At 64.5% G+C, this 22,914-nt stretch carries 22 protein-coding genes; 7 read left to right on the top strand and 15 right to left on the bottom strand.

Going from position 1 to position 22,914, the window contains the following annotated elements; all coding sequences use genetic code 11:
• The first annotated feature begins 106 nt into the window (after positions 1 to 106).
• Complete coding sequence (locus tag CH268_RS10080) at positions 107 to 1,405, top strand: acetyl-CoA C-acetyltransferase (RefSeq protein ID WP_032374814.1); 1,299 nt, start codon at positions 107 to 109, stop codon at positions 1,403 to 1,405.
• 149 nt (positions 1,406 to 1,554) lie between these two features.
• Here CH268_RS10080 and CH268_RS10075 read toward each other — a convergent pair whose 3' ends face one another.
• Genes CH268_RS10075 through CH268_RS10055 form a run of 5 tightly spaced genes read right to left on the bottom strand, consistent with a single transcriptional unit; the run spans position 1,555 to position 6,318 of the window.
• Positions 1,555 to 2,874: an ABC transporter substrate-binding protein gene (locus tag CH268_RS10075; protein ID WP_032369487.1), complete on the bottom strand. Its 1,320-nt coding sequence runs from the start codon at positions 2,872 to 2,874 to the stop codon at positions 1,555 to 1,557.
• Positions 2,871 to 3,914: a branched-chain amino acid ABC transporter permease gene (locus CH268_RS10070; RefSeq protein ID WP_045841045.1), complete on the bottom strand. Its 1,044-nt coding sequence runs from the start codon at positions 3,912 to 3,914 to the stop codon at positions 2,871 to 2,873. Before CH268_RS10070 ends, CH268_RS10075 begins: the two co-directional genes overlap by 4 nt.
• A 1-nt stretch (position 3,915) precedes the next feature.
• Complete coding sequence (locus tag CH268_RS10065; RefSeq protein ID WP_032374817.1) at positions 3,916 to 4,794, bottom strand: branched-chain amino acid ABC transporter permease; 879 nt, start codon at positions 4,792 to 4,794, stop codon at positions 3,916 to 3,918.
• 26 nt (positions 4,795 to 4,820) lie between these two features.
• Positions 4,821 to 5,543, bottom strand: coding sequence for an ABC transporter ATP-binding protein (locus tag CH268_RS10060; protein WP_027495389.1), 723 nt, complete (start codon positions 5,541 to 5,543; stop codon positions 4,821 to 4,823).
• On the bottom strand, positions 5,533 to 6,318 hold the full coding sequence (locus CH268_RS10055; protein WP_052054970.1) for an ABC transporter ATP-binding protein: 786 nt from the start codon (positions 6,316 to 6,318) through the stop codon (positions 5,533 to 5,535). The genes CH268_RS10060 and CH268_RS10055 overlap by 11 nt, the downstream gene beginning before the upstream one ends.
• Before the next feature lie 184 nt (positions 6,319 to 6,502).
• On the opposite strand from CH268_RS10055, the gene CH268_RS10050 reads away from it, so the two are divergent.
• From CH268_RS10050 to CH268_RS10035, 4 genes are all read left to right on the top strand, one after another.
• Positions 6,503 to 7,807, top strand: a complete 1,305-nt coding sequence (locus tag CH268_RS10050) for a PucR family transcriptional regulator (protein WP_303396372.1) — start codon at positions 6,503 to 6,505, stop codon at positions 7,805 to 7,807.
• Between the two features lie 228 nt (positions 7,808 to 8,035).
• The gene (locus tag CH268_RS10045) at positions 8,036 to 10,276 is read left to right on the top strand and encodes a VanW family protein (RefSeq protein ID WP_094663673.1); all 2,241 of its coding nucleotides are present in this window, start codon (positions 8,036 to 8,038) and stop codon (positions 10,274 to 10,276) included.
• A 170-nt stretch (positions 10,277 to 10,446) separates the two neighbouring features.
• Positions 10,447 to 10,938, top strand: coding sequence for a flavin reductase family protein (locus tag CH268_RS10040; RefSeq protein WP_094663671.1), 492 nt, complete (start codon positions 10,447 to 10,449; stop codon positions 10,936 to 10,938).
• A 572-nt stretch (positions 10,939 to 11,510) separates the two neighbouring features.
• Positions 11,511 to 12,497 carry a hypothetical protein gene (locus CH268_RS10035; RefSeq protein WP_141215124.1) on the top strand — a complete coding sequence of 329 codons (987 nt, stop codon included), beginning with the start codon at positions 11,511 to 11,513 and terminating at the stop codon, positions 12,495 to 12,497.
• Between the two features lie 144 nt (positions 12,498 to 12,641).
• Here CH268_RS10035 and CH268_RS10030 read toward each other — a convergent pair whose 3' ends face one another.
• From CH268_RS10030 to CH268_RS10020, 3 genes are all read right to left on the bottom strand, one after another.
• Positions 12,642 to 14,477 (bottom strand): acyl-CoA dehydrogenase, encoded by a 1,836-nt coding sequence (locus CH268_RS10030; protein ID WP_027495393.1) that lies wholly within the window; start codon positions 14,475 to 14,477, stop codon positions 12,642 to 12,644.
• Positions 14,478 to 14,556: 79 nt separating this feature from the next.
• Positions 14,557 to 15,180: a class I SAM-dependent methyltransferase gene (locus CH268_RS10025; protein WP_094663667.1), complete on the bottom strand. Its 624-nt coding sequence runs from the start codon at positions 15,178 to 15,180 to the stop codon at positions 14,557 to 14,559.
• A gap of 22 nt (positions 15,181 to 15,202) precedes the next feature.
• The gene (locus CH268_RS10020; RefSeq protein WP_094663866.1) at positions 15,203 to 16,270 is read right to left on the bottom strand and encodes a DUF4185 domain-containing protein; all 1,068 of its coding nucleotides are present in this window, start codon (positions 16,268 to 16,270) and stop codon (positions 15,203 to 15,205) included.
• 177 nt (positions 16,271 to 16,447) lie between these two features.
• Here CH268_RS10020 and CH268_RS10015 point away from each other — a divergent pair, with 177 nt between their 5' ends.
• Entirely contained in the window at positions 16,448 to 16,882 is a 435-nt protein-coding gene (locus tag CH268_RS10015) for a MarR family winged helix-turn-helix transcriptional regulator (protein ID WP_032367083.1), read from the top strand.
• Positions 16,883 to 16,887: 5 nt separating this feature from the next.
• On the opposite strand, the gene CH268_RS27885 is transcribed toward CH268_RS10015, so the two are convergent.
• From CH268_RS27885 to CH268_RS09995, 5 genes are all read right to left on the bottom strand, one after another.
• On the bottom strand, positions 16,888 to 17,049 hold the full coding sequence (locus CH268_RS27885) for a hypothetical protein (protein ID WP_167328661.1): 162 nt from the start codon (positions 17,047 to 17,049) through the stop codon (positions 16,888 to 16,890).
• A 175-nt stretch (positions 17,050 to 17,224) separates the two neighbouring features.
• The gene (locus CH268_RS10010; RefSeq protein ID WP_094663665.1) at positions 17,225 to 17,881 is read right to left on the bottom strand and encodes a TIGR04282 family arsenosugar biosynthesis glycosyltransferase; all 657 of its coding nucleotides are present in this window, start codon (positions 17,879 to 17,881) and stop codon (positions 17,225 to 17,227) included.
• Positions 17,878 to 18,531 carry a glycosyltransferase family 2 protein gene (locus CH268_RS10005; RefSeq protein ID WP_094663663.1) on the bottom strand — a complete coding sequence of 218 codons (654 nt, stop codon included), beginning with the start codon at positions 18,529 to 18,531 and terminating at the stop codon, positions 17,878 to 17,880. The genes CH268_RS10010 and CH268_RS10005 overlap by 4 nt, the downstream gene beginning before the upstream one ends.
• The gene (locus CH268_RS10000) at positions 18,524 to 19,582 is read right to left on the bottom strand and encodes an NAD-dependent epimerase/dehydratase family protein (protein WP_094663661.1); all 1,059 of its coding nucleotides are present in this window, start codon (positions 19,580 to 19,582) and stop codon (positions 18,524 to 18,526) included. The genes CH268_RS10005 and CH268_RS10000 overlap by 8 nt, the downstream gene beginning before the upstream one ends.
• Complete coding sequence (locus CH268_RS09995; RefSeq protein ID WP_032369478.1) at positions 19,579 to 20,376, bottom strand: S-methyl-5'-thioadenosine phosphorylase; 798 nt, start codon at positions 20,374 to 20,376, stop codon at positions 19,579 to 19,581. Before CH268_RS09995 ends, CH268_RS10000 begins: the two co-directional genes overlap by 4 nt.
• 112 nt (positions 20,377 to 20,488) lie before the next feature.
• Here CH268_RS09995 and CH268_RS09990 point away from each other — a divergent pair, with 112 nt between their 5' ends.
• Complete coding sequence (locus tag CH268_RS09990; RefSeq protein ID WP_255182347.1) at positions 20,489 to 21,772, top strand: hypothetical protein; 1,284 nt, start codon at positions 20,489 to 20,491, stop codon at positions 21,770 to 21,772.
• Here CH268_RS09990 and CH268_RS09985 read toward each other — a convergent pair.
• On the bottom strand, positions 21,759 to 22,424 hold the full coding sequence (locus tag CH268_RS09985; RefSeq protein WP_032367078.1) for a methyltransferase domain-containing protein: 666 nt from the start codon (positions 22,422 to 22,424) through the stop codon (positions 21,759 to 21,761). The genes CH268_RS09990 and CH268_RS09985 overlap by 14 nt on opposite strands.
• Complete coding sequence (locus CH268_RS09980; RefSeq protein WP_027495403.1) at positions 22,421 to 22,891, bottom strand: hypothetical protein; 471 nt, start codon at positions 22,889 to 22,891, stop codon at positions 22,421 to 22,423. The genes CH268_RS09985 and CH268_RS09980 overlap by 4 nt, the downstream gene beginning before the upstream one ends.
• Between the last annotated feature and the right edge of the window lie 23 nt (positions 22,892 to 22,914).

Below are 22,914 nucleotides of genomic sequence, written 5' to 3'. Positions count from 1 at the left end.
AGGGCGAGGCGCACGACCGGGTGTCGACAACCAACTTACTCGCCAGTAAGATGAAACTCCACCAGGGCCATTCCCCACATGCTGGGGACGATGTTTGGAGACGTCAGTGACAAGCAAGCAGCTACGACCGGTCGCAATCGTCGGTGGCAACCGCATTCCGTTCGCGCGTTCGGACAAGAAGTACGCGCTGGCGTCCAACCAGGACATGCTCACCGCCACCATCGACGGTCTCGTCGCCCGTTTCGGTCTGCAGGGCGAGCGTCTCGGCCTCGTCGCAGCCGGAGCCGTGCTCAAGCACTCCCGGGACTTCAACCTCACTCGCGAGGTCGTGCTCGGCAGCGCGCTGAGCCCGTACACCCCGGCATTCGATATCCAGCAGGCTTGCGGTACCGGTCTGCAGTCGATCATCGCCGTCGGCGACGCCATCGCCTCGGGCCGGATCGACGCCGGTATCGGCGGCGGCGTGGACACGACGTCCGACGCTCCGATCGGCGTCAACGACGAACTGCGCGAGTTCCTGCTCTCGCTCAACCGGGCGAAGAGCACCACCGCTCGCCTCAAGCTGCTCGGCAACGTTCGTCCCGGCATGCTCGGCATCGAGATCCCCCGCAACGGTGAGCCGCGTACCGGCCTGTCGATGGGTGATCACGCCGCCATCACCGCGAAGGAATTCGGCATCCGCCGCGAGGACCAGGACGAACTGGCCGCAGCGAGCCACCACAACATGGCGGCCGCATACGACCGTGGATTCTTCGACGACCTGGTGACGCCGTTCCTCGGCCTGACCCGCGACGACAACCTGCGTCCGGGATCGACCGTCGAGAAGCTGGCCACCCTCAAGCCGGTCTTCGGAACCAAGCTGGGCGACGCCACCATGACGGCCGGCAACTCGACTCCGCTGACCGACGGCGCGTCGGCTGCGCTGCTGTCGAGCGACGAATGGGCTGCCGAGCGCAACCTGCCGGTGCTGGCGCACCTCGTGGATTCCGAGACCGCCGCGGTCGATTACATCCACGGCAACGGATCGTTCAAGGACGGCCTGCTGATGGCCCCGACGTACGCGATTCCGCGTCTGCTCGCTCGTAATGGCTTGACGCTGCAGGACTTCGACTACTACGAGATCCACGAGGCATTCGCCTCGGTGGTGCTCGCGACGCTGCAGGCGTTCGAGAGCGACGCGTACTGCAAGGAGCGTCTGGGACTCGACGGTGCGCTCGGTTCCATCGACCGCAGCAAGCTCAACGTCAACGGATCCTCGCTCGCCGCGGGCCATCCGTTCGCTGCAACCGGTGGACGCATCGTCGCATCGCTGGCGAAGATGCTGGCCGAGAAGGGTTCGGGCCGCGGCCTGATCTCGATCTGCGCGGCCGGTGGCCAGGGCGTCACCGCCATCATCGAGCGCTGATCACCGCAGCTTCGGCTGCTCCCCGATACGGGGACACGATCTGGGGGTCACAGGGTCGGCGGATCCGGCAAACGAGGGGTTTTCGGATCTGCTGATCACAACGTCGAAAAGGCACGCAGAGCTCGCTCTGCGTGCCTTTTCGTGTCCGATCAGCCGGGTATGCCGCTTTCCGGCGGAGTCGATTCGTCCCCGGTGTATTCCTCCACTGCCGAGTCTCCGATGTCGGTCTGCAACACGGGAGTCAGGTATTCGGGTACACCTCCACGGATCTGGAAGACACTGGCTCCGGAGATTCCGAGGTGGCTTTCTTCGGAGTATCGGAACGGGGCCAGCTGCGGGCCCTGGAAGTCCATTCCGCCGTCCTGGATCGCGGAGACGATGCCCTCACGGGTGGGGTTCTCGCCTGCCGCCTGAAGAGCCTGCACGAACGCGTACGCCTGGCTGAGTCCGTAGATGCGGTAGTTGGTCAGTGGGTCACCTGTTCCGTTCTGAGCCCAGACCTTCTGCCACAGTTGCGTCCACGGATTCTCGGGGGAGTCGACGCCGGGGATGTATTCCAGCGAAATCATGCCTTCGAGGGACTGGGCACCGTTGGTGACCGCGCCCTGGGAGAAGCGTCCGAGCAGAGAACCGACCAGGTCGACGTCGGAGCCGATCGAACTGTAGAACCACTCGGGATCGTAGTTGAGCCGCATCGCGGTCAGTTGGCTCAGTGCGGTGTACGACGGGACGTTGAAGCCGAGCACGAGGTCGGCTCCGGCACCCTGCAGAGCCGCGATCTGTGGTGCGACATCGGTGTTGCCGGACGTGTAGCGCACGACCTCGACGATCTGGTCGTCCAGGTATTGGCGTACCGCGGCTTCGCTGTCCCTGCCGAGATCGTCGTCCTGGAGGAACAGCCCGACCTTGGCGTCGGGCCGGTTCTTCGTCACCCAGTCGCCGATGATCTTGCCCTCGACCTGGTAGTCGGGCTGCCAGCCGAAGGTATTCGGGTACTTCTCGGGGTCGTTGCCCCACATGATCGCGCCGGAGGAGACGAAGAGATCCGGCACACCCTCCTCGTTCAGGAAGTCGATGACTGCGCTGTGCGTCGCCGTGCCGAGTCCACCGACGACGGCGAACACTTCGTCCTGGAGGACGAGTTCGTTGACGACCTGGGTGGTGGTCGTCGGATCGTAGGAGTCGTCACGAACGACGTACTCGATCTGCCTGCCGTTGACCCCGCCCGCGGCATTGACGTAGTCGAAGTAAGCCTTTGCGCCCGTGGGTATTTCGCTGTACCCGGGTGCGGCGACCCCGGTCAGGGGGAAGTGGGCTCCGATCTTCACCGAGGTGTCGGTGATGCCGATCGTCGAGCCTTCCGAGGATTCTGTTGCCTCGTCTCTACCGCCTGCACCGCACGCTGCGGCCAACGAGACGACGGCGACGAGTGCGGTCGTTCTGACCGCCACCGATCCGAACTTCTTCATTTCATCTCTTTTCTGGTTGAACGCAACCTTCGAAACGTGCCCACCAGACCCAGTGGGGCGAACAGGATGACCAGGACGGTGAAGATGCCGGTCACCAGTGGTGCGAGTTCGGCGGATTGCAGACTGCTCAGCCCCAGATCGAGCCCGAGGTTGGTGACCACCGGTGGGATGTAGGTGAGCAGCAGCGCCCCGATCAGTGCCCCGGACAGGGTGCCGAGCCCGCCGATGACGACGGCGGAGAGCAATGTCAGGGAGAGCGTCAGCGTGAACCCGCTCGGGGCCGCGATCCGCGCCGACATCGCGAGGACGGCACCTCCCGCGCCCGCACATGCGGCGCTGACGACGAACGCCAGGATGCGTGCGCGCCCGAGATCGATCCCGGACAGCTCGGCGGCTACTTCGTCGTCCCGAACGGCCCGCCAGCGACGGCCGATCCGGCTCGACGAGACGTTCGCCAACAGAAAGAACACGACGACGAGCAGCACCCAGCTGACGTAAGCGACGAATTTGGTTCCGCTGAGCTCGTTTCCGGTGACGAAGAACATCATGTCGTCGATCAGGTCCGGCACTTTCGGAGCCGGGACGACGAGACCCTGTTCACCGCCGAGGTAGTCCGAGAAGTACAGGGCCAGTCCCGGTACGGCGACGGCCAAGGCCAGCGTCGCACCGGCCAGGTACGGGCCGTGCAGTCGGGCGGCGGCCACTCCCACGACCACGCCCACCAGCGCAGAGATCACGGTGGCGGCCAGCAGTACGAGGGGCACCGACCATCCGGAATCGTTGGCCCGCAGCATCAACGCCGCGGTGTACGCACCGACGGCCATGAAAGCTCCGTGCCCGAGCGAGAGCTGTCCGCTCAGCCCGGTCAGCACGGTCAATCCGCCGGCTGCGATCGCCAGGTACGCGACCGAGGTCAGCTGACTCTGACGGAAAGTGCTCAGTGATTCGAGCGCCAGCACGATGACGACGAGTCCGATGACAGCGCAGAGGAAGTGGCGTCGTACCGGGGTGGCCGTGAGACGAGTGAGAGTTGCGTTCACGTCATACCCTCCTGGCTGCTGCGCTGGCGAACAACCCGCTCGGGCGGACGAGGAGAACGACGATCAGAATGATCAACGCCGCGCTCGACACGAGGTCCTGGCCGAGGTAGCCGCTGACGAAACTGAGCCCGACGCCCATCAGCAGGCCTCCGACCACTGCGCCTGCCGGGCTGTCGAGACCGCCGAGAACGGCTGCGACGAAACCGAAGACAACGATCGAGTCCATGTACCCGGGGTGCACCAGCGATCCGCCGGCAATGAGCAGCCCGGCCAGCGATCCGACAACTGCGGCCAAAGCCCAACCGAGCGTGAGCATTCGACTCACCCGGACTCCGAGCAGCTTGGCCACCTCCTGCTCGAATGCGCTGGCGCGCATCTTCAGTCCCAGATCGGTGAACCGGAACAGCAGAATCAGCAAGCCCAGGACCACGAGAACGGCGACGATCTTGAACACGTCGTATCCGGTCAGGGCCACGTTGATCTCCCCGACCTTCTGGCCGGTGAGACCGAACGGTGCTGGGAACGAACGAAATTGGTTCCCGAAGATGATGGCCGCAACCGCGTGGATGATGATGAACAACCCGAGCGTCAGAATCACCGGGTTGATGTGCGAGGAGCTGTCGACGAACCGAATGACGAGTCGTTCGATCAACGCTCCCAACAACAGTCCGCTGAGCAGCGCGACTCCGAAGCCCAACCAGTACGAGTAACCGGCGTCGATGACGACCAGTGCGACGTACGTGGTGATCATGGCCATCGGTGCCTGGGCGAAGTTGACGATGCGGGTCGATCGCCAGATGAGGACGAGAGCGAGGGCGAACGCGGCATAGACCATGCCTGTCGTCACGCCGTTGATGAGGATGGTGAGCAGTTGTTGCACTGTGGCTGGCGTCCTTTCGGCTTGCTCTAGAACCCGAGATAGGCGTGTCGGAGGGCGTCGTCCCCGGCCAAGGTGTCGGCCGGGCCTTCCACCGCGACCTTGCCCAGATCGAGGACGACGGCATGTTCGGCGATGGACAGTGCACTTCGTGCGTTCTGTTCGACGAGCACGACCGTCATCGATTCGGAATCGACGAGTGCGCGCAGCGTTTCGAAGATCTGAGCGGCGACTTTCGGTGCCAACCCGAGCGACGGTTCGTCGAGGAGGAGAACCGACGGCGTTGCCATCAGTGCTCGACCGATCACCAGCATCTGCCGTTCTCCGCCCGACAGCGTGTGCGCCGACGAGGTTCGGCGTCCGGTCAGCGGCGGGAACATGTCGTAGATCCGATCGAGGGTCACTGCGTCGTGACTTCTGTTGCGTCCCAACGCGCCGAGGCGAAGATTCTCGTCGACGGTCAATTCGGCGATCACGCCCCGGCCTTCGGGCACGTGTGCAAGCCCTTTACGGGACATGCGATCCGGAGGTATGCCGACGATGTCGACTCCGGCGAGCTCGATACGTCCCGACGTCGGTTTCAGGAGGCCGGAGACAGTGCGCAGCAGCGTGGTCTTTCCGGCACCGTTCGCTCCGAGTACGGCGGTGATCGTACCCGCGGTGACGGTCATCGACACCGAATCGAGGGCGGTGACCGGCCCGTAGTGCACGGTGAGGTCGGTGATTTTCAGGTGTGTCGCGTCAGTTGTCATGTGCCACCTCGTTTCCGAGATATGCGGCCAGTACGGCCGGATCCTCCCGAATCTGATCCGGTGTGCCTTGGGCGATGACCTTGCCGAAGTCGAGGACGTAGATCCGGTCGCACACGGTCATGACGAGGTCCATGTGGTGTTCGACGAGCATGACCGATGTTGCCGGTCGGTCCGGCTGGGAATCCTTGTTTGCTGATGTGAGAGAGCGGATTTCGTCACCGAGTTCGCTCATTTCGTCGTTGGACAGGCCCGAGGCGGGTTCGTCGAGCAGGATCAACGACGGTTCGCTCACCAGTGCGCGCGCGAGGGCCACGCGCTTGCGCACCGCGTAGGGCAGGCTCGGTGGCAGCCGGTGCGCGTAGCCGTCGATGCGCAGTCGTTCCAGGGTGTTCATCGCGGTCGAGCGGACCGCCGCGTCGTCGGCCGCGCTCGAGGGAAGGCCCAGGAGGCCGCTGAGGATTCCGGTGCGTGCCGTTCGGTCGGCCCCGACCATGACGTTGTCCAGCACGGTCATTCGATCGAACAGTCCCAGTCCCTGCAGCGTTCGGCTCATGCCGAGCCGGGGCAGGTCGTGTGGGCGCAGGCGGCTCAAGGTTTCGCCGTGTCGGCCGAGGGTTCCCGATTGGGGTCGAACGAGACCGCACGCGACGTTGAAGAGTGTGGTTTTGCCTGCCCCATTGGGTCCGATGACGCCGAGGACTTCGCCGGGTCGTACCTCGATGGTCACTCCGGAGAGCGCGACGATGCCGCCGAAGGACACGTCGACGTCCGTCATGGTGAGGACCGGATCCATCGTGTCGAGAGAGTTCAAGTGATGCACCTCACAATCTGTTGGGTCCACTATGGGGCGTCCAGCACAACGCGCGGTATGGGCGCTCCGCACAGAATGTTTGGGTGTCTGGGCACCAGTAACGGTCAAATCACCCTGTGATGTGGGCTCTGTGCGCAAAAATGGGCGGATGGCTTCTCCCGGGGTGCGACGCGCTACGTCGCAATCCGCTGCGCGCGGCGCTGTGAAGCCCTCCGACCAGGAGAAGATTCGCGGTGCGTGGGCCGCGCTGTTGCCGCGGGCGGATGCGATCGCCGACTCGATCACGCTGGCGCTGATAGAGCAGGAACCCGCATACCTGGCAAGCACCACTCCTGACATCGCCGGCGAAATTCGTCGCAGTACTCGCGCGCATATCAGCCAGGGCCTACGCACGCTGTCCGGTCTTGCGGCCGCGGGCGACAACGCCCGAGAGGTATGGCGTCGCACCGGGAGAGAGCGTGCGCGCCAGGGCATTCCGATGGAGTTGGTGCTGAAGGCGTACACGCTCGGGAGTCGGACGCTGTGGGAAGAGCTGATGCTCGAGCGTGAACAATGCAGATCCGTGATCGACGAGCATCTCCTGCTCGTCGCCGGCCAGCAGTTGTGGAGAGCGCTGGACAGTCAGTACGAAACTCTCGTCGAGGCGTACCGCCAGGAGAGCGCGCGTATGCAGCAGCGTGATCTCGCCAATGTGCTGGTGATCTTGGACGGTCTCCGGTCGGGCCGAGGCGGTGATCCTGCTTTCGTGATCGAGGCCCGCGCGACCCTCGGCCTTTCGGCCTCACAGCAGATCGCTTGCGTGGTCGGCCCGCTCGACGATCAGGGGTCGCCTCCGCTCCCCGCGCCCGAGGACGCGATGGACCAGATCGGCGCAGTGTCCCACTGGAACACTCGGGACGGGCACCAATTCGCGCTCGTGGCACTCGGGACCGGATCGTGGAGATCGGTCATCGACGCCCTTTCCGCGCGGGCGGTCGGCCCGGTCGGTGTCGCGCATTCGCCCGAGGGCGTGGCGTCGTTCGCGGCGGCGTATCGCCTGGCGGCACTGACGGCCGAGACCATCACCGAAGACAGTGGCGTCGCGTTGGCGACGGACCGACTGCCGAGGGTGATCATGGCCGCCGACGATCAGTCGTCGGAACTGCTGGTTCGCCATGCGCTCGGCGCGCTGTTCACGCATCCGGAACCGCACCGAGAAACGTTGCTCGACACGTTGGCGCACATGCTCGCTTCGGACGGTTCGCCCACCAACGCTGCGAAGGCGCTCTACTGCCATCGCAACACCGTCATCTACAGGGTGCGTCGGATCGAGGAGTTGACCGGGCGTGATCTGACCGATGCACGCGACCGGCTTCTGCTCACTCTTGCGCTGGTCAGGACGGGACATTGGGCGCGGGCCGTGGAGCAGGACGACGGTTCGACGACCCACGGTTCATTCAATCGAATGAAATGACGATGGCAATTCCGAACTCGCTGTAACGAGTGGTTGAAGTCTGCATATATTCCGTGTGGCTCCGTACTGCTGCCTGACCCCCGACCCGGCAGCAGTGCGGGGCCTTTTGCGTACGGCGCACGCGAGGGTCTCGGAACGAGCGGTGCTGTGCGGTTTGCGTAAGCTCGTCCGCGGGGTACGCCGCGCAGCAGGCCGGAATATGAATCGACGGTCCTGGAAGGGTCGAATGTGAGCGAGGGCAACAGTAGGTCGGGTGACGCGCCGAAGGGTGCCGAGCCCCGCCCCGACGTACCGCCGTACGACACGCCGACCGAGGTGTTCGGGGCCATCCGCGACGACGCCGAGGCGCCGAAGCACGCAGAGCAGCCGGTCTCTGAGGGCCAGGACGCCACGGAATCCGACGCGAACGAATCCGATGCGAACGATGCCGACTCGAACGATTCCGAGCTGACGCAGGCCGAGGGAACCGAAGCCGATGGCACCGCCGAGGTCGACCGATCCGAGCCGGTCGCCGACCTCGGTACCCCCGGTGATCCGGACGTCGACCAGATCCACGAGGCCGAGTCCGCTGCACCCGGCGCGGACGCGCAGCCCGCACCGGTGGCAGACGAATCGCCGACGGTGGCGCAGCCCGTTGTTCTACCGTCCTCTTCTGACGCCGGGCAACCTCAGCCACCGGCCGAACCTCCCTTTACTCCTCCTGAGAACGGTTCGGCGGAGCACGACGCATCCGGGTCCACGCCGCCGTGGAAGAAGATTGCCATCGGTACCGGCGCGGTGGTTGCCGTCCTCGGGTTGCTGTACGCGGCGGACTGGATTGCCTCCAGCGATCGGGTTCCGCGCGGTGTGGCCGTCGCCGGTATCGAGGTAGGCGGCAAGAGTCATTCCGACGCCGAGGCCGTACTGCGTGCCGAATTGGGACCTCGGGCGGAGGAGCCGATTCAGGTGGGCATCGACGACCGGCAGGTCGAGGTGTTGCCTGCCGCGGCCGGGCTGGGAGTCGATTGGAACGCGACGCTCGATCGCGCGGGTACGCAGCCCATCAACCCGATCACGCGTCTGACGTCGCTGTTCGGAAGCCGGGAGATCGGCGTCGTCTCCACCACCGACGAGCAGGCACTCTCGGTCGCCATCGACGGCCTGCGAGCGGAGACGGACCGTGCGCCCGTCGAAGGCGACGTCGTCTTCGAAGGTGCCACCCCGGTAGCCGTCGAACCGCTGGCCGGGCGAGTTCTGGACGCCGACGGGACGCGTCGAAATCTGCAGACCGAGTGGTCGACGGGTGCGACCGAGGTCGTGTACGAATCCACCCCTGTCACCGTGACGCAGGATGCGGTCGATCAGGCACTGTCCAACGTCGCGGCGCCCGCGGTCTCGGAGCCGGTGGTCATCGAAGGCCGCCAGAACGTCGATGCAACGTTGCCGGTGGACCGTGTGGGTGAGGTGCTGCGCTTCGATCCGGACGGGCAGGGCGGCCTCACGCCGATCTACGACACCGGTATCGCCACCGGCATTCTCGCTCCGCAACTGGTCCGCACCGAAGTTCCGCCCAAGGACGCGTCGTTCACGTTCTCCGGCGGAGCTCCTACCGTCGTTCCCGGAGTGATGGGTGAGCTCGTCGAGTGGAACAAGACCCTCGAGCAGCTTCCCGCCCTGCTGGCTGCGGACGGTCCGCGCTCGACCGAGGCCGTCTACGAACCGGCGCCGCCTGCCCTCACCACCGAAGCGGCTGAAAATCTCGGCGTGCGAGAGGTGGTCGCGGAGTACACGACCGGAGGTTTCGAGTACGCGTCGGGCGTGAACATCGGGCTCACCGCGCAGATCGTCAACGGCGCGCTGGTCAAGCCGAAGGAGACGTTCTCGCTCAACGGGTACACCGGTCCGCGCGGGACCGCTCAAGGCTTCGTCGAATCGGGAATCATCGACAACGGTCGACCCGATCGTGCCGTCGGCGGCGGCATCAGCCAATTCGCGACGACGCTGTACAACGCGTCGTACTTCGCGGGCATGGAAGACACCGACCACACCGAGCACAGCTACTACATCAGTCGATACCCCGAGGCCCGGGAGGCGACGGTCTTCGAAGGTGCCATCGACCTGAAGTTCACCAACCCCAACGACACCGGCGTGGTGATCGAGTCGTTCGCGGATTCGTCGAGCGTCACCGTCCGGCTGTGGGGTACCAAAACCGTCGACGTCGAGTCGATCACCGGGCCGCGGACGCGGCCCACCTCGCCCAATACCGTGACATTGCCGGCCGGTGCCGGCTGCGTCGCGTCCGGCGGGGGACCAGGATTCACCGCCAGTGACACCCGGGTGATCAGCGACGCCGCGTCGGGCAGGGAGATCTCGCGCAACACCAGAACCGTGAAATACGACCCCATCCCGATCGTGAAATGCGTCCAGCCCGATCGTCCGGCTCCGACCCCCGAACCCGACGACCCCCCGCGCCCGAACGACGACGAGTGACGTCCTGTGCTCGACGTGTCACTTCGAATCACGCGGATTCGGACTGTGGCGTCGACGCTCGATCGGGTGTTTGCTGGATGTAGACGTATGCCCGGAACGAATGCCGCCGCGACGAGGTTGCAACAGTAGAGGTGCGCTCGGCACCGCACGATCGAAAGGGAGCATCCTTCATGACGCTCACACGCACCGTCCTCGATCAACAGACACTTCGTGAGGCGTACGCGCAGTTCCCCAGCGGCGTCGTGGCGATCGCTGCGAAAATCGACGGTGTCCTGGTGGGCTTGGCGGCCAGTAGCTTCGTGTCGGTGTCGATCGATCCGCCGTTGGTAGCGGTGTGCATCCAGAACACGTCGACCACGTGGCCGAAGATGGAAGTTGCGCCGAACATCGGCGTCAGCGTGCTCGGGGAAGCACACAACGATGCCGTCCGCACTCTGGCTGCGAAGACCGGTGACCGCTTCGCCGGTCTCGACCTCACCGTCACCGACGGAGGCGCGGCCTTCATCGTCGGTGCCACCGCCTGGCTCGACACCACCGTCGAGCAACAAATCCCCGCGGGCGATCACGCAATAGTGTTGCTACGCATCCATTCCCTCGAAGTGCAGAGTGAAGTCAATCCAATCGTCTTCCACGGCAGCAAGTTCCGCAAACTTCAGCAGTAACCGCTGTTCGACTTGGTTCGGCCCCCTTCGGCCTGTTCGGCCCGCCCACGGGTTCGGCCCTGTCCGCCCACCTTCGGCCTGTTCGGTTCGCCCTCCGGTTCGGCCCTGTCCGCCCACCTTCGGCCTGTTCGGTTCGCCCTCCGGTTTTCGCAAACGCGCGCGCACTTGCTGAACGCGCGCGAAATAGTGGCCCAATCGTGGGCAATTCTGCGCGCATCTGACAAATGCGCGCGCGTTTGTCGGATCGGTCTCGTGAAGTCGGCCAGCGACGCTTTGCCGAGCCGGTTCTTCTGGTGGTGCAGCTGCGCTTCGTTCGGTGCGGCCTCGTTTGCTCGTCCACCTGTTTCGGCTCCGTCTGCTTCGCAAACGCGCGCGCACTTGCTGAACGCGCGCGAAATAGTGGCCGAATAGTCGACAATTCTGCGCGCACCTGACAAATGCGCGCGCGTTTGCGGGACTGACAGCTAGGCGAACTGGTACGCCGGTACCTGTATTCATCCACAAGCCCGGAGTTGTGCACAGTCGTCAGCTTTCGAGCTCGACTCCGTCGACGCATGGCCGAGACTCGGAGCATGAAGGACGACCGAATGATTCGACGCTCCGAGGCGCTGGCAGACGGGAGCGCCGATCACGAGTTGCGCGCAATGTATGAGCGGGGTGGCTGGGAGCGTTTTGTGAATGGCGTCTACGTTCCCTCGTCGAGATTGGCCGGGCTGACAGAACAGGAGCGGCACAGACTGTTGATCGATGCGGTTTTGCCGATCTTGTCCGGTGGTTACGTCGTCAGTCACCGTTCGGCTGCACTGCTGCACGGTTTACCCTTACCCACTGGCGGATTGAACAAGGTTCACATCACCCGACACCGCCGCGGCGGCGGTCGTACGAATACGGCTGTGACCGTGCACTGTGCACCGTCCTTATCGAGCGTGACGGTCGACGGTGTCTCGGTGACCTCGCTGGCTCGGACAGTGGTCGACCTTGCTCGAACCGAGACGCTGCTGTCTGCGGTAATCGCAGGTGACGTGGCGTTGAAGTGCTGTGACGAGAGTGAGCTCGACGCGGAGTTGCAGCGGGCTCGGGGCTGGAAAGGTGTGGCGCAGGCGCGACGAGCCGTGAACCTCATGGACGGGCGCAGTGAGAACCCCGGGGAATCGCAGAGTCGAATCATATTGCGCGAGGCTGGATTCGACGTCGAGTCTCAGGTGGAGATCCTGGATCGAAGTGGGCGATCGGTGGCACGGATCGATTGGATGGTCAATGGCCTCGTCGTATGCGAGTTCGACGGTAAAACCAAGTACACCAAATACTTACGACAGGATGAGAACCCCGGCGACGTGGTGTTCAGGGAGAAGGTACGGGAGGACGCGGTGCGCGATCTCGGATATCCGGTGGTGCGCTGGACCTGGGCGGACCTGGCGAATCCAGCAGAGTTGGTGGCTCGCGTTGCCCGAGCTGTAGAACGGGCCGCTGCCTTGCCGCCACCGCGAGGCAGCGTGCGAATTACATCAAGTCGGGAGCAAACGCGCGCGCATTTGCCGAACGCGCGCGAAATCGCCTAAGTAATCCGCAGAATTCGCGCGCATCTGACAAACGCGCGCGCGTTTGCGCCGCTACGCAGGCCGTCAGCCGAGGCGAGACCGACGGCGCACAAACAACAACGGCCGCACCCGTGAACAGGTGCGGCCGTCGAAGGTTTCAGGGAATCAGAATGCTGCTTCGTCCAGTTCCATGATGTCGTTGTCGATGTTGGTGAGGATGGCGCGCGTGGCGGTGAGCTGCGGCAGGATGTTCTTGGCGAAGAACGAGGCCACAGCGATCTTGCCCTCGTAGAACGCCTTGTCCTTGCCCTCTGCGCCGTTGTCCAGTGCGGCGATGGCGATTTCGGACTGACGCAGCAGCAGCCAGCCGATGAGCAGGTCGCCGAAGCCCATGAGGAAACGCACCGATGCCAGGCCGACCTTGTACAGCTCGGTGGGCTGGTCCTGTGCGCCCATGAGGTGCTGGGTCATCGAGGTAACGATGGCCTGGACGTCCTCGAGGGCGGTAGCGAGCAGTGCGCGCTCGGCCTTGAGGCGTCCGTTGCCTGCTTCGCTGTCGATGAACGACTTGATCTGTCCGGCAACGTGAGCCAGGGCTACGCCGCGGTCGCGTGCGATCTTGCGGAAGAAGAAGTCCTGCGCCTGGATGGCGGTGGTGCCTTCGTACAGCGAGTCGATCTTGGCGTCGCGGATGTACTGCTCGACGGGGTAGTCCTGCAGGAAGCCGGAGCCACCGAAGGTCTGCAGCGATTCGGCGAGCACCTGGTAGGCGATCTCCGAGCCGACGCCCTTGACGATGGGCAGCAGCAGATCGTTGACGCGGTAGGCGATGTCTTCGTCGGCGTCCGAGACCTGCTTGGCGGTGATCGGGTCCTGGTGTGCGGCGGTGTAGAGGTACACCGCGCGCAGGCCCTCGGAGTACGCCTTCTGCATCATGAGGCTGCGGCGCACGTCGGGGTGGTGCGTGATGGTGACGCGCGGTGCGGTCTTGTCGGTCATCTGCGTCAGGTCTGCGCCCTGGACGCGTTCCTTGGCGTACTCGAGTGCGTTGAGGTAGCCGGTGGAGAGGGTGCCGATTGCCTTGGTGCCCACCATCATTCGAGCGTGCTCGATGACGTCGAACATCTGCGCGATGCCCTTGTGGACCTCGCCGACGAGCCAGCCCTTGGCGGGGACGCCGTGGCCACCGAAGGTGAGCTCACAGGTGGCGGAGGCCTTGAGGCCCATCTTGTGCTCGACGCCGGTGACGAAGGCACCGTTGCGCTCTCCCAGTTCACCCTTCTCGAAGTCGAAGAGGATGGACGGAACGAAGAACAGGCTCAGGCCCTTGGTGCCCGGTCCGGCACCTTCGGGGCGGGCGAGCACGAGGTGGAAGATGTTCTCGAAGAGGTCGTCGGAGACGGCCGAGGTGATGAAGCGCTTGACGCCCTCGATGTGCCAGGAGCCGTCGTCCTGCTTGATCGCCTTGGTGCGTCCTGCGCCGACGTCGGATCCGGCGTCGGGCTCGGTGAGGACCATGGTGGCACCCCACTGGCGCTCGACGGCGACCTTGGCCCATTCTTTCTGCTCGTCGGTTCCGTTGTGGTACAGGATGTTTGCGAAGCCGGGGCCTGCGGAGTACATGAAGGCGGCGGGCTGCGAGCCGAGGAGCATCTCGTTGATGCCCCACAAGAGGTTGCGAGGCGCTGCCATGCCGCCGACCTCTTCGTCGAGGCCGACGCGCCACCACTCACCGTCGGCGAGGGCCTTGTAGGACTTCTTGAAGGATTCGGGCAGCTTCAGGCTGTGGGTCTCGGGATCGAAGACCGGGGGGTTGCGGTCGGCGTCCGCGAAGGATTCCGCCAGGGGGCCCTCGGCCAGGCGTACTACCTCGCGCAGCATGTCACGGGCTACTTCACCGTCCATGTCGCCGAAGTTGTCGCCCTCGAGGGTCTCGTCGAGTCCGAACAGCTCGAAGAGATTGAATTCGAGGTCCCGGAGGTTGCTCTTGTAATGGCCCATTGCTCGTTCGCTCTCCAGTCGGTGGTGCGGTCTCGTGAGTACCGCCCAAGTTAGCTACTCGTCGGTAACTTAACGGATATTACCCCCGATCGGTTCCGCTGCCAAGGGCGGACCTACTCGCCAGTAATAGAGCGTCGATCGCTGTGCCGCCGGTCACGTCTCGATACCGGTTCTCGGCCGTGGTGACGGTGAGTCGGTCCCCGACGTCCGCCGCCAGATCCTCTGGTGTGTACAGGATCTCGGCTTCCTGTGGACCGCCGACACCGTCGGTGATGTTCGACGAGTGATGGCCGAGAATCATGAGGATTCCATCAGGTTTCAACGCCGACACCGCAGCCGATACGGCTCGGCGTCGCTCGTCCGGAGGTAAATGGAGGTAGAACATGAGCACCAGGTCATAATTGGGCTTGGTTGCCAGCTTCGTCACATCGGCGTGTATCCAGGTCAGGCGTTCGCGCACCGACCGCGGTGCCGACTCGGCAACTCGACTCGCCCGCGTCAATGCCACCGACGAGAAGTCGACGGCGTCCACGGTCCAGCCGCGCGTCGCGAGCCAGATGGCGTTTCGGCCTTGGCCGGCCGCCAGATCGAGGGCTCGACCGCGCGGGATTGTCGTCGCGACTTCGACCAAGGTGGCATTCGGGGCCTCGCCGTAGACGAGTTCTCGACGTTCGTACTTGCGATCCCATTCGGCAGCGTCCACGCCGGAAGCCTAATGGGAACTGCTACAGCGTGGCCCGCAGCAACAGCACGTTGTAGTTCTGGAACACCGTCGCCAGGAAGTAGAGGTCGCGGCCCGTCGAGAACGGGTGGATGTACGGGGCGTAGATGGAGCTGATCTCACGAGTGTCGACCAGTACCTCGGGCGGGCTCCACGGTCCGACGGGCGATGAAGAACGCCGCAGCACAATGGAATTGGCGTTGTCGGTGGTCATCATCAGGTACTGGCCCACCGCGGCGTTGTATGCAACCGACAGTTCGCCGACGCCGTCGACGATGGGGGCGGCCGCAGCAGGATCGCCCTTCTTCCAATCCTTACCCGTCCAATATTCGTATTCGCCGAGCCTCGTGATGTCCGCTTCTCTGACGCGAGCGACGTGGCCGAGTGTGGAGCGACCCGGCGGTGTGCCGTACTGGTAGATGTATCCGTTGTCCTTCAGGTAGGCGCTTTGCTGGAAGTTTCGATCTCCGCCGGCGCTGGGCCTGTGGGTCTCGGGTAGTGCGGCCCAGTTCTCTCCGTTGTCGGTCGAGGCGGCGAGGCCGGAGAAGTTGGTGTCCCAGGTACCTGCGGGTCCCCAGTTCTTGACCGACATGAGGTTGAGGTACTGGGTGTCGCCCACGGCGACTCCGGCGGTGGGGATTCGGCTGATTTCGACGAAGGGGATCTTGGGGCTGGGGACGACTTCTTTGGTCTGTCCGACGGCGTCCTTGACGACGCTGTCGAAGTTCATGCCGTCGGCGAGGTTTCGGTCGTTGCTGCGGACGATGGCGTTGCTGCGCCAGGACCAGAGGCTGCCTTGCAGGAGGTTGGGGACGCCGACGCCTGCGGTGTCGCCGAAGGCGGTCAGGACCTCGCCTCGGCCGTTGTCCCACATGATGCCGAGGTCGGTGCCGATCATGTTGACGTTTTGGGTCATGTTCGGGCTCGACATTCCGGTCACCTGGGCGACGGCCTGTGCGCGGCCGTGCAGTTGCGGTAATCCGAATGTTCCGTTGAGACCGGCGATGGGGTTGATCGCGTTGGGGTCGGCGAGGGCGGTTGGTCCTGTGACCAGCACCGATGCGGTCATCATCAGTGCTGCGACTGTCAGGACTCTGGATCCCACGCGTGTCAAAATTGCCCCGTTTCATGGTGTTTCCCCGATAACCCCTCGGAACCATAGCAGCGGTTTGTTATGGGCGAGGTAAATAGACTCGAGCCCGGTTTCCCGAATCGGGCGAATGCACCTCCGTGTCGTAATCTGGACACCGTGAGTGATCTACCCGATTCCCAACTGGCGCGGGATCTGTCCGTCAGTGCGATGCGGCTGAATCGGAGACTGCGTCTGCGGCATTCGAGCGACCGGTTGCCGGTGGCTCAGTTGTCGATTCTGACGACGTTGCTTCGTGAGGGTCCGATGACGACCGGTGAACTGGCTTCTCGGGAGCGAATCAAGCCGCCGTCGGTGTCGCGGTCGTCGCATCAGTTGGTCGAGGCCGGCCTGATTGTCCGTGAGCCGCACCCGACCGACGGCAGGCAGGTGGTGCTGCAGTTGACCGAGGCGGGCGTTGCGACTGCTCGCGACGAGGTGGCGTCTCGCGAAATCGCTCTTGCCGAACAGTTGGACGAGTTGTCGGCTCGGCAGCGGGAAACGTTGGCCGCAGCGTCGGCAATTCTGATCGAATTGGTCGATAGAGTCGACTGAGACCGTCAGTTCTCGTGTTGAACTTCGCGATCGAGACCGTCGATATTCCACTCGATGGTGGATCCGAGTTCCTCGGAATCTCCTCGGTGCGCGACGCGGCCGAGGACGGTGGCGACTATTGCAGCGCACACCATCCAGACGACTACGCCTATCAGCAACCCGGTCATGGACACTTTGTAGCACTGATGTCTGAGAATTCGCCGTGAAACGGTGGTTATGAAGTGTTGCTGTTCGATATACATCGCGTGCGGTCCGGCAAATGCGACAAAGTGAAGCTTCTTGTTCCCCAACAGATGTAGAGACCCGACGGAGTGTTTTTCGTGTCCTTCTCGAAAACAAAAATCAATGAGTTTTGCGTAATTGTTCGACGACTCGGCGAAAGCGACTGTTCGGTGTGCACATATTCGACACCACATCGAGATCGGACTCGAAATCCACATCTCGCAATTGCGACACCATGGTGACCTCGGCACCCGCAGCGGTCAGTGCCATCCGAGTGTCGTCGCCCGTCGACGGTGCAGACATCGGTACGTCCAGCAGTGCTCGGGCCTGAGCAGGATTCCGTAGACCCAGGATCCACCAACCGCCGTCCTCGGCGGCACCGAGTAGATCGGTGTCGGCCAGCAACGCGGCTGCGTCGCTGAGCAGTCGCCCGGTGACCTGCGGGGTGTCCATTCCGATCTGAAGTACCGCACCCGCGGGCGCGGCATCGGCGTGCGCATTCGCCAGCCGTTCGCCCAGTCCGTCGCCGCGCTGCGGGATCACGGTGAACGACGCGAGGGCTCGGGTGAGTTCCTCGGCGCGGGCCGCGTCGTGAAGATGGCCGGTGAGGGCTACGACGCGGTGGTCGACGTCCGCTGCCGCGACGGCGTCGAGGGTGTCCAGCAGTGCGGCGGCTGCTACTTCGGCGGCGGCCGCGTCGCCGATCGTGGCAGCGAGACGGGTCTTGGCAAGTCCTGGAACGGGTGCTTTGGCCACGACGAGGGCGGTGACGGTCACGAGAGCACCTTCCAGAAGTCGCGCACGGCCACGATGGTGCCGCGGACCGAGCCCGAGACCTTGGACGTGCCTGCGGTTCGTGGCCGGTAGTCCACGTCGTGTTCGACGACGGTCCAGCCGGCCTCGGCCGCGAGCACGAGTAGTTGCAGCGGGTAGCCGGAGCGTCGGTCGGTGACATCGAGGTCGAGTAGTGCTTGTCGGCGGACCGCTCGGATGGCACCGAGGTCGTGTACGGGCAACTTGTACTTGGTCCGAAGCCGAAGAGACAGAACGGCATTGCCGATTCTTGCGTGCAGCGGGGAACTTCCCTTGGCGGGCCGGCGACGGCCGACGGCCAGGTCTGCGCTGTCCAGCGCAGCCACCAGGGTGGGTAGGTCGCGTGGGTCCATCGAGCCGTCTCCGTCGAGCACGCAGACGATATCGGTGTCGGCGGCGAGGACGCCCGCGTGCACGGCGGCTCCGTATCCGGGGACGGCTTCCGCTACCACTGCAGCGCCGTGGGCGGCTGCCACCGCGGCGGTGGCGTCGGTCGAGTTGTTGTCCACGACGATCGTTCGATATCCCGGCGGGATCGAATCCAGCACGGCCGGAAGCGATTCGGCTTCGTTCATGCAGGGAATGACGACGGTGACAGATCCGGGCTCAGACACGGGGTGGGCCCGTTCCCTCGGCGTCGCGCAACGGTGCGTCGGCGAACGCGGTGAGACCGTCCTGCGGCAGGATCTGCGCGCGAAATCCCAGAACCTCTTCTGCCCGCTGTGGACTGGCGACGATGTGCCGTACGTCCCCGGCTCGGTACTGGCCGGTGACCTCGGGGGCTGGCCCACCCCTCGCGTCGGCGAGAACGGACGCCACCTCCCCGATGGTGATCGGATGACCCGAGCACACGTTGAGCGCGGTGAAGCCGTCCAGCTCGGCGGAGATGGACGCGATGTTCGCTGCTGCCACGTCGTGCACGTGGACGAAATCGCGGGCCTGCTTGCCGTCCTCGTAGACCGTGGGCGGCTTCCCGAGTTCGAGCGAGGACCGGAACATTGCCGCCACACCGGAATACGGGGTGTTGCGCGGCATGTGCGGGCCGTACACGTTGTGGTAGCGCAGCGCGATGACGGAACCACCGGTCGACAGTGCCCACGCGGAGGCGTAGTTCTCCTGCGCCAGTTTGCTCGCTGCGTAGGTGCTGCGCGGTTGCAGCGGTGAATCCTCCTCGACCAGTAGCCAATCGAGTGGCTCGCCGGACGCAGGGTCTCGGTTGTCGAACAGCCCGGCGTCCAGATCGGCTCGGGTACGCGGTCGCGGCACGACGGTCTCGCCGGAGGAATTGAGGTAGCGCCCTTCGCCGTAGACCACCATCGACGATGCCAGTACCAGGCGGGAACACCCTGCCTCGTACATCGCCGCGAGCAGGACTGCAGTTCCGAAGTCGTTGTGACTGGCGTATGCCGGTGCGTCCGCGGCGTCGACGCCTGCGCCGACGACAGCAGCCTGATGGCACACGACATCCACACCGCGTAACGCTTCGACGAGTGAATCCTTGTCTCGCACATCCAGATCGGTGATGCCCTCGGCTGTCGCGCCGGGTCCGTGAGCGGAACCCAACATGGCGTCGACGGCGACCATCTCCAGATCGGTGTCGCGCGCTGCGTCGAGAATGTGGCCCCCGATGAATCCGGCTGCGCCGGTGAGCAGTACGCGAGTCATGGCAGCTCGACCGGCAGTGTGACTCCGGCGTGCACCCGGCAGTGCGGGCACTCGCCGGTCGGCGCGTCGCGCACCGCGGATCGGACGAGCGCCTTGAGCGGTTCGATGTTCTTCTGGAATTCGGCGAACACGTCCACTGCTTTGACTCCCTGACCGGATTCGATCCCGGCGTCGAGGTCGGTCACCAACGCTATCGGCGCGTAACAGAGTTCGAGCTCGCGGGCCAGGACGGCCTCGGGGTGACCGGTCATGTTCACCAGTGTCCAACCTTGGCGCGCGAACCATTGGCTTTCGGCGCGAGTGGAGAACCGGGGACCCTCGACGACCACCATGACACCGCCGTCGACCGCGGACCCCTGGACGGCCGCGCTGCGTAACTCCGCGCAGTAGGGATCGGCGAATTCGACGTGGATGCCGCCGTTGTCGAAGTAGGTCTGGGTGCGGCCGGACGTCCGATCGACGAGTTGATCCGGAATCACGACGGTTCCCGGACCGTATTCGGCCACCAACGATCCCACGGCGCACGGGGCGAACACGCGGCTGACACCGAGCATGCGCAGCGCCCACATGTTGGCCCGATACGGCAGGGTGTGCGGCGAGTATTCGTGAGCGCGGCCGTGTCGAGGTAGAAAGGCAACTCGTCGTCCTTCCACCTCCCCGACGGTGATCGGTGCGCTCGGTGATCCGTAGGGCGTGTCCAGCTCGATCTCTTCGGCGTCGTCGGCGAAGAACGAGTAGAAGCCACTGCCTCCGATCACCGCGATCTCGGCCTGTAACCCCGCTTGCGTGTTCATCTACCCATCCTCCATCACCGTCGGTCGATATGCTGGTCCGAAACCGTGTTCGTCTTCAAGTCCGCAGGGAGAAAACACTATCCGTTACTGGAGAGAAGCCGTCGCCGGTGCGCTGGCCGTCGTGCTCGTTGCCGTCGCGTTCGTCGTTCCGTATCTGGGCAACGAGATCGTCACCCCGATCATCAACAGAACACCGCAGCAGGTGCGCGATTTCGCCGACGCCGCACCGCTGTTCGGTTTTCGTGAGGTTCATGTCGGATGGGGAACGCCGTTCGCCGTCCTCATCGCGGTGGCGACCGTGCTGTGGGGACCGACCGTGGCTCGACGCCTGTCCTGGACGCGGCTGTTGTTCGTCGTCTGGGGTGCGTCGGCGGCGTGGACGATGGCGCTGGCGATGGTCGACGGTTGGAAGCGTGGGTTCGTCGACCGATTGGCCTCGACGGACGAGTACCTGCACGAGGTGCCCGGCATCACCGACATCCCCGAGACACTGCGCGGATTCTCCGAGCGCATTCTGGATTACCAGGCGGATTCGTGGACCACTCACGTCTCGGGCCATCCGCCCGGTGCGCTGCTGACGTTCGTCTGGCTCGACCGTCTCGGTCTGAGCGGCGGGGCCTGGGCGGCAACGCTGTGCGTGTTGGTGGGAACCAGTGCCGCAGTTGCCGTGGTTCTCACGCTCGGTGTTCTGGGCGACGAGGACATGGCCAGGCGCGCAGCACCGTTCGTGGCGATCGCACCGGCAGCGATCTGGATCGCCGTCTCCGCCGACGCGTTCTATGCCGGGGTCGCGGCGTGGGGTATCGCGCTGCTGGCGGTCTCGACGAAGCGCTGGCTGTGGCCCGCATCCATCGGTGCGGGAGTGCTTCTCGGATTCGGAATCTATTTGAACTACGGCCTGGTGTTGATGGGTCTGCCGGCGGTCGCGGTGCTGATAGCGGGCCGAAAGGTTCTGCCGTTCCTCGGCGCGGTGATCGGTGCCCTGCTCGTTGCGGGGATCTTCACGGCGTACGGATTCTGGTGGTACGACGGGTACGAGCTGGTGCAGGAGCGGTACTACCAGGGCATCGCCAAGGATCGTCCGTTCGAGTACTGGGGCTGGGCGAACTTCGCTGCACTGTTCTGCGCGCTCGGCGTCGCTGTGCCGGCGGCCTTCCCACGCATCGCCGCGCGGGTGCAGCCGATCAACCTGTTGGTGCTCGGCGGCCTCGCGGCGGTGGTGATGGCCGATCTGAGTCAGCTGAGCAAAGCGGAGACGGAGCGAATCTGGCTGCCGTTCGCGATGTGGATGTTGATCGCCCCGGCGGTGCTGCCGCGTCGAACACATCGATTCTGGTTGGCGCTGCAGGTGATCGGGGCCTTGGCCGTCAATCATCTGCTGTTCACGAATTGGTGAGTGGAGCCGGAGTCATCTGCGCGAACCAACGGCCGTCGATCGGAGCCACGTCCACCATCTGCAAGCCGGCGGCGCGGGCGAGGTCGGCGGTGGCGTCGGCGCTGACACTCGACCAGGCGAACCAATCGCCGACCATGGTGTCGGTTTCCCAGCGAACGGTGCGGTGCCGAATACCGGAGTCACTCGGTTCGTCCACCTCGGCGATGATGGCTCCGTGTGGTGCCAGCAGATCGGCGGCTCGGCGTAGCAGGCGCACCGGATCCCCGCCGATGCCAATGTTGCCGTCGGCGAGCAGCACACACGACCACGTGCCGGTGCCGGGCAGAGGCTCGAACAGGTCACGGAGAACGGCGTTTCCGCCGCGGCCGATGGTCAGGTCGACGGCAGCTTTGGACGTGTCGACGCCGAGCGCCGAGAGTCCTCGTCGGGCAAGAGCTTCGGTCAGCCGGCCGGGTCCGCATCCGAGATCGATGGTGGACCCGGTACATCGGCTGATCATGGCGTGGTCGGCTCGGCGATCCTCTTCCGAGGATGCGCTTCCGCCCATCCAGCGGGCCGTGGGCAGACGTTCTCTCGAGCCGTCGGAATCGCCGATCCAGCAGGGCAATCCAGCGGCGGCGCGGTGGAAAAGGGTGTCTGCGGTGACGCTCATGTTCGGCTCCGTACCACGGTGAAGCGAATGAAGTAGACGACGGCGCTGGCGGCGAACAACACCGTTGTCAGAACCAGCCATCGTTCCAAGAAGGGGTCTTGGGTCAAACCTGTTGCCGCACGATAGGTCTCCGCGCCCTGGGACAGTATTCCGGGGAAGAACATCAAGAACGTCAGCGCTGTGCCGAGAGCCGGGACGCGAATGTAGTTGATGGGCGAGACGGTCAGCTGTAGTCGTCCGAGCCCGGTGAGAAGGCGATCGGCCGCCGAGTACAGCGGGAACAGGACCGCGTCGTGCAGCAGTACCGATCCGAAGAACCAGACGGCGATGGAATGCCACCAGATGTCGCTGTTCCACAACGTTTTCGGCCCGGCGATGTGGACGACGTAGCCGACCAGCGCGAAAGAGAGCAGCAGGCCGACGGCATGCAGAGGGTGGCCACCGTATATCCGTCGGAAGGCTCTCATTCCCGGTCCCCTGTCGCGTTTTG

It is taken from the genome of Rhodococcus sp. 06-1460-1B (genome assembly GCF_002258475.1).
GTDB lineage: Bacteria > Actinomycetota > Actinomycetes > Mycobacteriales > Mycobacteriaceae > Rhodococcoides > Rhodococcoides fascians.
Note: the sequence above shows the minus strand (reverse complement) of the source record. Positions and strands in the feature narration are given on the sequence as shown.